This is a genomic window from Parapedobacter sp. GCM10030251, assembly GCF_042666505.1.
In the GTDB taxonomy this organism is placed as follows: Bacteria; Bacteroidota; Bacteroidia; order Sphingobacteriales; family Sphingobacteriaceae; genus Parapedobacter.
Window position 1 is genome coordinate 32,003 of record NZ_JBHTDN010000014.1, and the last position, 11,391, is coordinate 43,393.

General features: G+C 44.2%; 12 protein-coding genes. 9 read left to right on the plus strand and 3 right to left on the minus strand.

Annotated elements, in window-relative coordinates; all coding sequences use genetic code 11:
• Positions 1 to 11: 11 nt before the first annotated feature.
• Complete coding sequence (locus ACFQRK_RS22110; RefSeq protein ID WP_379010433.1) at positions 12 to 518, plus strand: GNAT family N-acetyltransferase; 507 nt, start codon at positions 12 to 14, stop codon at positions 516 to 518.
• Positions 519 to 704: 186 nt separating this feature from the next.
• Here ACFQRK_RS22110 and ACFQRK_RS22115 read toward each other — a convergent pair whose 3' ends face one another.
• Positions 705 to 1,601, minus strand: a complete 897-nt coding sequence (locus ACFQRK_RS22115; RefSeq protein WP_379010434.1) for a YitT family protein — start codon at positions 1,599 to 1,601, stop codon at positions 705 to 707.
• A complete protein-coding gene (locus tag ACFQRK_RS22120) occupies positions 1,582 to 2,730 on the minus strand; it encodes a serine hydrolase domain-containing protein (protein WP_379010436.1) in 1,149 nt (382 codons plus the stop codon). The genes ACFQRK_RS22115 and ACFQRK_RS22120 overlap by 20 nt, the downstream gene beginning before the upstream one ends.
• Positions 2,731 to 2,954: 224 nt before the next feature.
• Between ACFQRK_RS22120 and ACFQRK_RS22125 the strand changes: the two genes are divergently transcribed.
• The 8 genes from ACFQRK_RS22125 (at position 2,955) to ACFQRK_RS22160 (ending at position 8,568) form a co-directional block, all read left to right on the plus strand.
• Positions 2,955 to 3,305, plus strand: a complete 351-nt coding sequence (locus tag ACFQRK_RS22125; RefSeq protein WP_379010437.1) for a hypothetical protein — start codon at positions 2,955 to 2,957, stop codon at positions 3,303 to 3,305.
• Between the two features lie 207 nt (positions 3,306 to 3,512).
• Positions 3,513 to 4,112, plus strand: a complete 600-nt coding sequence (locus ACFQRK_RS22130; RefSeq protein WP_379010438.1) for a dihydrofolate reductase family protein — start codon at positions 3,513 to 3,515, stop codon at positions 4,110 to 4,112.
• A 141-nt stretch (positions 4,113 to 4,253) separates the two neighbouring features.
• Positions 4,254 to 4,820, plus strand: coding sequence for a DUF4269 domain-containing protein (locus tag ACFQRK_RS22135; protein WP_379010439.1), 567 nt, complete (start codon positions 4,254 to 4,256; stop codon positions 4,818 to 4,820).
• Positions 4,821 to 4,954: 134 nt separating this feature from the next.
• Complete coding sequence (locus tag ACFQRK_RS22140) at positions 4,955 to 5,545, plus strand: TetR/AcrR family transcriptional regulator (RefSeq protein WP_379010440.1); 591 nt, start codon at positions 4,955 to 4,957, stop codon at positions 5,543 to 5,545.
• A 109-nt stretch (positions 5,546 to 5,654) separates the two neighbouring features.
• Positions 5,655 to 6,089 carry a hypothetical protein gene (locus ACFQRK_RS22145; protein ID WP_379010441.1) on the plus strand — a complete coding sequence of 145 codons (435 nt, stop codon included), beginning with the start codon at positions 5,655 to 5,657 and terminating at the stop codon, positions 6,087 to 6,089.
• A 2-nt stretch (positions 6,090 to 6,091) separates the two neighbouring features.
• The gene (locus ACFQRK_RS22150) at positions 6,092 to 6,409 is read left to right on the plus strand and encodes a DUF3817 domain-containing protein (protein WP_379010442.1); all 318 of its coding nucleotides are present in this window, start codon (positions 6,092 to 6,094) and stop codon (positions 6,407 to 6,409) included.
• 179 nt (positions 6,410 to 6,588) lie between these two features.
• Positions 6,589 to 7,815 carry an FG-GAP repeat domain-containing protein gene (locus tag ACFQRK_RS22155; RefSeq protein ID WP_379010443.1) on the plus strand — a complete coding sequence of 409 codons (1,227 nt, stop codon included), beginning with the start codon at positions 6,589 to 6,591 and terminating at the stop codon, positions 7,813 to 7,815.
• A gap of 528 nt (positions 7,816 to 8,343) precedes the next feature.
• Complete coding sequence (locus tag ACFQRK_RS22160; RefSeq protein ID WP_379010445.1) at positions 8,344 to 8,568, plus strand: CDGSH iron-sulfur domain-containing protein; 225 nt, start codon at positions 8,344 to 8,346, stop codon at positions 8,566 to 8,568.
• 485 nt (positions 8,569 to 9,053) lie between these two features.
• On the opposite strand, the gene ACFQRK_RS22165 is transcribed toward ACFQRK_RS22160, so the two are convergent.
• Positions 9,054 to 11,138, minus strand: coding sequence for a M48 family metalloprotease (locus tag ACFQRK_RS22165; protein WP_379010446.1), 2,085 nt, complete (start codon positions 11,136 to 11,138; stop codon positions 9,054 to 9,056).
• Between the last annotated feature and the right edge of the window lie 253 nt (positions 11,139 to 11,391).

Here is an 11,391-nt window from a genome sequence, read left to right on the forward strand (position 1 = left end):
ATTGTTCAAATATGGAATATACATTTAGAAAGGCGGAGATTACAGATTTGCATCCGGTTTGGGATATACTGCAGCAGGCTATTATCCGGAGAAAACAGGAAGGCAGTAACCAATGGCAGGATGGTTATCCCAATCCTGACGTCATACAAAAAGATATTGAGCGGGGGGCTGGATTTGTTCTGACGGACAAAAATACGATTATTGGTTACGTTGCAATACTGGTGAATGATGAACCCGAATATGCAAAGATCGAAGGTAAATGGTTAACGGACGGTGATTTCGTTGTTGTTCACCGGATAGCTATTGCAGAGAACCATGTAGGAAAAGGTTTGGCCAAAAGGATTCTTGCATTCGTTGAAGATTATGCGATTGACAATCATATTCGCAGTGTCAAGGCAGATACCAACTTCGATAATATGGCGATGACGAAGACGTTTGAAAAGTTGGGATATGTCTATTGCGGAGAAGTGTATTTCAGGGGGAGTCCAAGAAGGGCTTACGAGAAGGTACTGGCGTGATCCTATGACGGCTACTTTAAATTTTAAGCTATGGAGCAAATAGCTCAGAAGAATTTTTATAGCGGGGCTTAATAATACCTTCAAAAACGATAAAAGCCGGACGAACATCCGGCTTTTATTTGGTAGTGTAACGCGAACTGTGTCATCCGGATCAACTTAAACACTGTCATGTAAAAAAAATATTGCTCAACGGCTCGGAGCCGGGTCACATAGCTCGTTCTTAAGTTGCGTAAAGAACTTTAGTGAATATTGGAAAATGGGGCTCATGATAAACGTATAAAGAAAGGTAACCAGGAATACGGGGCCTCCCAGCAGGTATCCCACGAGCAACACAACACATTCAACGATAATTCGCGCTTTGCTGACAGAAAGCTTAGTACGCTCCGCTATGGAAAGCATAAAGCCATCACGGGGGCCGGCACCTATTCCGCCCGATACGTACAAACCTCCCCCAGTGCCTACTATTACGATTCCTACCAACAACCACAGGTAATCCGTCCAGGTAAAAGTGGGACTGGGTAGTATATCCAACCAAAGAAAGAAATCCATAATAGGGCCGATAAGCAAAGCGTTCAGAAAGGTTCCGAGGTTCACATACTTTCGACTGACCACTAGCGAAATCGTTATTAACAAAAAGCCAATGATAACCGTCCACGTGCCGATAGAAAGCCCAAAACGCTCAAAAAGAGCGATATTCAGCACGTCCCAAGGATGTAAGCCCAAATGCTGCATTTTGACGGAAATGGCAACGCCCAATCCGAAACACACCAATCCTAAAAAGAAAAAACTATAGCGTATCAGCCAATTTCGCAGGCTATCCTTGCTGTGAAGGGTTTCCATGTCTGGGCAAAAGTAGTAAATCCGGCCTTCATCATCACAATGGATATGATGGCATAACGCCCTACCGTTTTGTATGCTTCTCACCGCTCCTTTCAGCAAACCTTCGAGGCCCCAAAATACAATGAAATACACCAGCCACAGGATAATGACAACCCGGTAATAAAGATACCGACACAGCCCCAAACCTTTACGGCCCGGGGCTGTGCGCTTGAGGTAGATGACGTTATCGCCAAGAGGCGTCATACGCTTTTTGAATCAGCGTTTCGGGCGATCCCAATTGTGTTACGCGGGCGTTACTGTGCCACGCTACCTGAACATTGTTCGGGAAGTGCATCACCACCGTGTAGATGCCCCGTGTTTGGGAATCAGCCCAGACACCGTTCTTAAAATAATAGGTGCCGTGCTTTCCATCACGCGTTCCGTCATAGCCCATGAACTCTTCCTTCATCCGCTTCATCATGGGGGCGCTTACCAGTTTTCCTTGTTCGCCAGCCGCCAATACTGCCGCCATTTCCGGGCTGTTCATATACCAGCCGCCGGGCCCGGCTTCCAGGTAGGTGGTCCAGGTAGTTACGCCGGCAAGATTCGGCTGCTGGAAATTATAATAGAGCGTTATCCGGCGGTCGCCGCTTTCGCTATCCACCGGGCCGTTCTCGTTCCACGGGCCCACGTTGATCTGCGACCAGTTGGGGATGCCCGCCTTCTTGAAGATGTTTTGCCGTACATAATTGCGGTAGAATTGCGACACGACCTCATCTGCGGCCTCATCGCTAAGGCCATTCAGGTCTGCTGTGCCATTCACGATACAGTACAGGAGCACCCGGCAAATCGAGTAGTTGTTGTTCGTGTACTTATAATGCGCCTTGCCATAGCCGGTAGTTGGTATCTGCATACTCTCGCGCAGCGATTTGTAATCTTTCCCGACTGGCGTAAGGCCAGCGTAGTGCTGCAGCAACATAGCCACAGTGAGCGGGTGGTTTTCCTCGGGGATACCCCACCACTTGGGTAACAGATCGACAAGCCGTGCTTTTTCATCATCGCCTTTGGCTTCCAGGGCTTGCAGGACGGCGAAAGCGGTGATCGTCTTTGACGTGCTGCCGGTGCCCTGCCGTGTAAGATAGTCGTAAGCAAGCTCTCCATCTTTCTGGGTACGGGCTGATCCACCGGCATCAAACTTGACGACTTTGCCGTTCTGGCTGATGGCAAAAGAGTAGCCTACCGTTTTCCCATCGGTGGCGGCTTTCAGGTTTTTGCGAAATAATTCCGCATCGAACCCGGTGTTTACCAGGTCCAGGTGAGTGGTCTCGCAGCCCGATGTGAGGGCAGCGGCAAGCGCCAGTGCGATAGTGGCTGTTTTAATCGTTTTTTTCATTTCGCTAGATCTTAAAATAACTATTTATGCCCTCAAAATTGTGAAATGGCACGCTTGGCGCGAAAGGGCGATTGACGGATCGGGGATTCCGGTTAACGGATGGTGTGTACAGATTGACTTTTATGTGAAGTGAGTATCGCTAATATCTTTTCGGGAGGCCATCTAACGCTGGAAGATGATTTAGTTCTAAAATCCTATTGTCTCCGGAAAGTAGCATTATAGCCGTGGATAGTTTGCCACAAAAGCTGAATAAAACCGCAGGACACAACGTATCCATCCAATTCCAGCTAGCGGATATCAGCCTGGAAGGTTTAACTTTGCCCAAGTTGGACGGCATACTAATGGCCAATTCGCTCCACTATATCCAGGAAAAAGAAATGCTTGTAAAACGAGTGGAGCCATACTTCAACACGGAAAAACAACCCTTTATCGTTGGATATGAATCCAATACCCCAAATCGGTGGATACCCCTTCCTATTAGATTCAGCGAATTAAGCGCACTCTTTGATAGTCTGGGATACGAGGTGGTAGCCAAGGTTAACGAAAGGCCTTCATCCTTTGGCGGAACGATGTGAGCCGCATCGATTCGATGTAAAGAATAGCGCGGCGATCAAATTATTTATGGCCAGTGAGCAGTGATAATATACTAAAAATCGGCATTGACGACGAGGAGCAACGTATAACGACCATACTCCTTGTCACAATATGATCTTAAAATGTCGTATTCACCCATTATCGTTGCGGAATATCACAGCTATCTTTACGAAATAAAATTATGGAAAATGGGAAAGCTAAAATTGCTGATGCAGATATCCGTTGACGGATATGTCGGAGGCCCAAACGGTGATCTCGACTGGCGGACATGGGAATATGACGACAAGCTGAAAGCGTTCGCGAATAACCTGCGCGATGGTTGTGATGCCATCCTTCTTGGCAGGAAAATGGCCGAGGTTTTTATTCCGCATTTCGAAGAAACGGTGAACCGCCTACAAGCCAAAAACGGCGATAAGGCATTGGCTGAGATGTTTGCATACGCCGACCGAATGGTTAGCATGCCTAAAATTGTTTTCAGCAAAACAATGGAAACAATTGATGGAAAAAATGTTTTTGTTGAAAATGGGGACCTTGTAACTGCAATCAAAGACCTCAAAAGCAAGAAAGGCAAAGACATGATTGTGTATGGCGGTGCAGGATTTGTTTCATCGCTTATTGAAAAAGGATTGATTGATGAATTCAACCTCTTTGTCAACCCCGTGATGATAAACAAAGGCTTGAGGATTTTTGATTTGCTTGACCACAGGCAAACACTTTCATTGATAAATGCAACGCCTTATGAATGTGGAATTGCAGTTTTAACTTTCAAACTCCGTCATGAAAATTGATCATCTTTGGTGTATTATCTGACCTCCTCCCGGTTTTTCAGACGGTTTGAATTAGAATTTCAGGCATTCAAACTCAAAACCAAACAACGTTCCGACTTCATCCTTATCCAGTCATCGTGACCAAAAGCTAAGTTTGTGAATATGAATTTTGACAATATAGAATATTTACAACACGGCAACGACCGACAACGACAAGCATACTCTATCTTGACGAACAACCAAGTTTTATCAAAACTTAAACAGTTTGACCCCGTTCTTGTCGGGACAATACCCATAAACATTGACATTGAAAATAGCGACCTTGATATTATTTGCTGTTTCGCAGACAAACAAGAGTTTCAAAAATCAGTCACAGACAATTTTGGTAATGAAAGAAGTTTTACAATCAGAGAGCAACCCAGTTTAGACACTTTGGCTATCGTTGCCAATTTCTTTTTGGACGGTTTTGAAATTGAGATTTTTGGACAAAGTATTCCGACAAGACAACAGTTTGCATACAGGCATTTAATCGTTGAACATAATTTGCTAAACAAACATGGAGAAAAATTCAGACAACAAATTATTGAACTCAAACGGCAAGGACGGAAGACAGAACCAGCATTTGCATTAGCACTTGGGCTGACAGGCGATCCTTATACCGAACTATTAAAATTTGAAAGGATGACAAAAGGCCGAACCGCTATGGAAAACAAGTATTGCGAGACATAAAACAGCGGCTAGGATGCATTTCCTATTACGGGGTTTTCGCAAACTTGGGTTTAAAGCCTTCAAACTGATAACAAAAAACTTGTGCTGACGATTTAGTTTACCTTCCTTTGCAAAAATACTAAACAGTATCTTTTATGAAAAAAGCAGAGGCAACACGGCTGGCAATCCTACAAAAAGCATTTGAACTGATTTACGTTAAAGGTTATCAGACAACGAGCATTGATGACATTATCGCCACGACAAAAGTTACAAAAGGTGCGTTTTACTACCATTTCAAAACCAAAGATGAAATGGGACTTGCAATCATTAACGAGATTCTAAAACCGACACTTACAAGCAGTTTCATTGAACCACTACAAAATGAACAAAATCCGTTAGACGCCATTTACAACCTAATGGACAACCTTTTAATGAAAAATGAATTTTTAAAAGTTGAGTATGGTTGTCCCGCTTCAAACTTTACACAAGAAATGACACCTTGGAACGCTGATTTTCACAACGCTTTAAACGAACTGACAAAAACATGGATAAAAGTAATGACCGCCTCTATTGAACAGGGAAAGAAAAACGGCTTCGTCCGCAATGACATAAATGCAAAACAAGTAACAATGTTCGTAATGTCGGGATATTGGGGAATACGAAATTTTGGAAAATTAGAGAACAGTAAAAAGGCATATCTACCCTATTTAAAGCAACTCAAACTCTACTTAAACAGTTTGAAATAGTTTTTTTTCTTCAAAAACATACTAATTGGTATGTTTTTATTTTATCTTCGCCACCAAACAGAAAACATTACGACATAAAATGTATTCAACTTTATTAATTCTACACTCTTTGACACGTTGGTTTGTTTTAGCCTTTTTGGTGTATTCGATTTACAGAGCTTATGTTGGCGTAGCCAACAACAAATCTTTTTCCAAAACCGACAATGCTTTCCGACATTGGACGGCAACAGTTGCACACATTCAACTGATGATTGGAATTATACTTTATACACAAAGTCCGGTTGTAAAATACTTTTGGTCTGAAACCGAAATCGGCTTTAAAAATTTGGACTTAACATTTTTCGGTATAATACACCTCGTTTTAATGCTGACTTCTATTGTTGTATTGACAATCGGTTCTGCATTGGCAAAACGAAAACCAACAGACAAAGAAAAATTTAAGACCATGTTGATTTGGTTTTCTCTTGCTCTAATCATCATTTTCATCGCTATCCCGTGGTCTTTTTCGCCATTGTCAAGCAGACCTAATTTTAGGACATTTTAATTATGAAAAAGTATTTCGCAACAACAGTTGGACGTTTACGATTGTTAGCCTTTTTAGAGGGAATTTCCTTACTTGTTTTGGTTTTTGTAGCCGTTCCCTTGAAGTATTATTTTGACAATCCTTCAATGTCAAAAAATCTGGGACCAATTCACGGTGCATTATTCCTGTTGTTTGTGTTTAACGCTTTGCATGTAGGCGTTGAACAACAATGGAAATTTAAAGAAACAACTTGGAAAGTTCTTATTGCTTGTTTCATTCCATTCGGGACATTCTACATTGACTACAAAATTCTTCGTAACATATCGACAGACGAAAAATAACTGACAGGGAAAGGGCGGCGATTGAAGGAATACTGGACCATGGCACGTTAGTTCAATTGTGTATCATGACAGGCCGAGTGAATCGATGAATATTTCCTACATTAGCGCGACGCAGGTTGACTTAATAAGTACGGAATAAGTATGGAAGAAACCTGCGGACCACATAAATTAGAAACGCAATGAACCCGAAGGCCAAAAGAACGCTTACATGGATGGCAGTAGGTGCTGCCACTTGGTCATGCGAATCCCCACAGCAGCGGTTGGAAACCGATTATTTTCGTGATGTGACAGCCACCCACGTACCGTATGATCCCGAAGCCCATATTCTGGAAGTTGCCTTCGCCGATGTGGATGGCGATGGTGATCTGGATGTCATTGCTGCGCTGGAGGCGGATGAGAACAGGCTTTACCTTAATGACGGCAGCGGCAAACTTACCTGGAAAAAAGATATATTCAAAGCTGCCAAACACGATAGCGAGCACGTGCGCGTGGCCGACTTTGATGGCGATGGCCAGCTGGATGTGGTGTTTGTGGCGGAAGACGACCAAACTCACGAATACTACCTCGGCAACGGCGATGGCTCTTTTCGTGATGTGAGCGACCGCCTTCCCGGGATGAGCGAAGGCAATGGATTGGATGTAGGCGATGTGAATGGCGACGGTTTGCCAGACATTGTCGTGGGAAATTCCGGGGCAGCGGGGCAAAATTTCCTCTGGATAAATGATCCGGCCCGCCCGGGCTTCTTTATAGACCGTACCCTGGAAAGTCTTCCCCAAGTAAATGACGCTACCCAAAGCATCAAGCTGGCCGACCTTAACGCGGATGGGCATCTGGATATGGTGGTGGCTAATGAAGTGCCCCCAAACCGCTTGCTGCTCAATGACGGAAAAGGCCTATTTACCGAGCTCGCTGAATACCTCGAATTGCCCGAGCCGCTGGAAACACGTGAGGCGCTGGTATTCGATGTGGATGGCGATGACGACCCGGATATTGTGTTTGCCAACATTACAAGTAATGCCGGTGAGTGGGACAAAAACCCGCGGGCGTGCGTACTGATCAACGGCGGCCAGGCCCGCTTTAGAGATGAAACTGCGCAGCGTATGCCCGCCTACGAATTTTCTACCTATTCAGCACGGGAAATGGATTTCGATCACGATGGGCATCTCGACCTGCTGCTGAGCGCTGTTGCGGTGCCGGGATTTAAAGAGGAACAGCTGCGCGCATACCGCAATAATGGAAAGGGGCATTTCTCCGATGTGACAGCGGAGGTCGTTCCCCAATCGGTTGTGGGCCGCAATTGGAACATTACGATCGGCGACCTCAATGGTGATGGCATCACCGATGCGTTTGTCGGTGGTTGGGCCTCTCAGGGCCGTCTGTTACTAGGAAAATCGCGTAAACAATAAGAGAGACGACACAATCCCGCTATTCTGGGCATAGGCTCTCCCGATTTTCGCAACGCCGTGGCGGTCGGTGAGGCTTCAAACCATCGATGGCATTACGTGGTCGCCTTAATCATCGGGTCATTTGTTGGCTTGTTGTGGCACTTCCGTTTTTTACTTTAGCAAGACATGGATATCTAAAGCATCCCGCAGGTTGAAATTAAGCCTTAATAGATGAGGCTTTTTTGCTTCTTTTTTACGATGGTGCAAATTGGAGATGGGATTTTCCAATAAGCAGAAGTCGTTGGCAGATAAATGTCGCATGGTAAGTGGAGCAGTCTTTGGGAACAACTACCAAGCACTTAAAGAGCAAATCAGATGCAACATCGCTCGTCTTCCGGAAGACTTCACGTTCCAGTTGAACGAAAATTTCAGTTTATCCGCGTTGCACCAGGTTGCGCAGCACTTGTATACAGTATAATGTTTCTAAACTATAAGTAGATATCCATCGATCACTTCTATGCGCTATTTTTGACAGCAAAAGAAAATTAAATGGCGAAGACTAAACTAACTATTAATAACAACGGATCGGTGAGAATTGAAGGCGATTTTGAAATCGTAGACAGAAATGGTAATGCTTATGGCTTACAAGGGAGATCGGTACTTTCTATTTGCCGTTGTGGGCTTTCACAAAACAAGCCCTTTTGCGATGGATCGCATAACGGGCACTTCGAGCATGAGGCCGTAGCCTTCGATTTGCCGCCAAAAAAGGCTTAATTCACCCCTATCTTAACGCTCCCTCCTCCGGCTACACCGGCCGGAGTTCGGCTATATCCAAAATTAAAAACCCGACGTTGCTGCGGAATTCGCTTTCGCTAGAGAGCCACTAAAAACAAAGCCCTGAAACGACGAGAATCGGGGCTTTCAAACTAACCAATTATAAACCTAAATTATCAACCCGACATGATTTAAATAATTGTTAAATCACGAAGGGATAGGAATTATTTAAATAATCAAAGGCTCCATCTGACCATAAACATCAAAATCAACGAACAGATGAAAAGACAAATTTTACTAACTGACTATATAGCATGAAGACTCTGGGTTGTTACAGAGGAATTGTTAAGTATGTTAAATAGACAGTACGATCAATAAAAAAGCCTGCTACTAGTAAGCAACGGGTCCGCTGGAGCATTCAATCCACTCGGTGGGATGAGCGTCTACGACGATTTCTAGGTAATCCCCCCGCTTAAGGTAGCCATTTAAATATCAATTTGCATATATTCCTCTGAAGTTTGAACATCACGTAGCGGTAATAATTCAGCCTGATACTCCAATAGCTTCTTTTTGCGCCGGAAGTTTTCTCCATGTAAGAGGTTATGAAAATAACCCATCGCCGTGAAGAGTCTGCTTACTTCGTCGTCAAAATATGTATCAACTGCAAAATATATCCAGCCGGTGCCCAGATATTCCTGGAAATGATCGGTGATTTCCGGAGTAATGGCCTCACTAAACCAACCTTCGTCCAAGCCTTGCTTTAAACGTTGCTTGAATACGTCCTCGGCATTCGCCATATTCTTAATACAATGCTCAATTTGATTGAAGGGAAGCGTGTGGCGCATAAAATCTGAACGGGTATGAAGTTCCTCAAGCGTTTCCAATGCGGAAGAAAAGTAAACTGTGTACGATTCCAGTTCAGAATACAGTTGCGCCAAAAGCGCATTTTCACCATTTTTAACAATATCGACCTGATGGAAATAATGATAAATTTTCGAATCGTTTGTGCCAATATGGACCAGTAAGCTGGCAAGTCGTGCCTCGCACTGCTCTATAACTCGTGCTACATCGGCAACCTGATATCGTATGCCGTCATAATCAAAGGTCTTGATGTCGGATTGCCCATCAGCTATATAGCGCAACATAGCGAGGTCGCTTCGTAGACCACTTGCTTCATAAACCAAACTAACCGTCTCATCGGTAAACAGCTCATTCGCCACCGGATTCGTATCCAATATTTCGGTGCTGGGTTGGCGAATTACATCCTTTTGATCATAATATCCCCGATATACACTGGGGAAACTGTTGTCTCTCCGATCAGCGGCAACCCGTTGCTCGAAATCCACAAGCGGTAATTCGACATTATCCGTATCAACGGAACCGGGTTGAGTAAAAATCTGGTCGGTGAAGTAACGTTTGGTGCGTGCCGGATTTGTAAGAAGTGAAATAGCCAGATCCGTTTCGACCGATGGTTGATCTGCAGGCAATTGTTCTAATCGTTCAGTACGCTGCCGAAGGCTTGGATGCGTAGACCATTGGTCTTCAATGTGGAGCTTGGACCGATTAAACCGTTCGTAATCTGCCAGCGTTACGACAGGCAATTCATCAACTATGGATATCCCGTTGTCCTCTGCCAGCAATCTCAATGCTACGGATTGTTCGTTATAGCAATCGGCACTTCTAATTTTATCATCAGAACGAGCTCGATAAAATTCAAACACAGCTGTCATTGCCGCTTCGCACATCGGCAGTCTGAGCAAGCCAGATCGCAGAGCTTCTCTACCCGCCACACTCGCTCCTGTTGCATCGGCGTGGTACTCCATTTCTCGCGAAAGCCTTAGGTATTGTAGGTTCACTTCAGGGTAAAGTGACTTTAGAACCCATTGGATGCCTTGTATGATTTTAGCAGAAAATCGCACGGGCAAAGCGAGCGTAGCGGGCAGGTTTTCACCCCAGCTTCCATATGAGTTATTATGATAAAGGGCGTTGTAAATTACTTGATTGACGTAATGAACATAACTCCCTGTCTTCATAGACCGCTGGGAGAAATGACCGAATTCGTGGCCGATTATGGCCCTAAATTCGGAAACCGTCATTGTATTTAATAGCCCAACCCCCACTTGTAGATTCTTGCGTACCGGCAGGAACATACTCAAGAAACTGGAATCATAAAACACTGACGCATTGACATCTGCCGTAAGATAGATTCGTTTCGGTCTTGGTGCACGAACTTGATAAGCAACGTCGTTTATAAAGCGGAACAAGTTTGGCTCTGCTTGCTCAGTAATCTCAAGCATGCCCGACCGATCAACTTTTACGCTATTGAACATGAACCTGACAACGGCATATAGCACGATAAAGCTCATAATAACTATGCCAATGGCCAAAAAAACTATTAGCGGAGTCTTTGTTAACAGGAGCATTTTGATAGCGATGAATCCGCATACAACGACTAATGAAATAGCCAATAAAATCAATAGCAGGTAAACAACAGCAAATAAAGCAATGGACGTGACGGCTTTGGCGGCTTGTCGCCTAAACGAATGGCTTAGGGGTACGGTTTGAGACATGGTTATAAACGGTTAATTTACTGAAATAAAATTCGATCGCCTAATTTATACATTATTATTTTTTGAAAAAAGATTGTCAATTATCTTTATCCGAGTAGCAACCGTACCTGCATTAAATAACAAAAGCAATGCTAAGTGGGTGGTCAGGCTTTTTTTGGATAGTCTGCGGGCTCCTGGTTTTCCAAGTCTATAACAACTTTACCCAGATTGGTATGCTCGAGATAATAAGTATAGGTCGGGGCGTCTCGGCAGG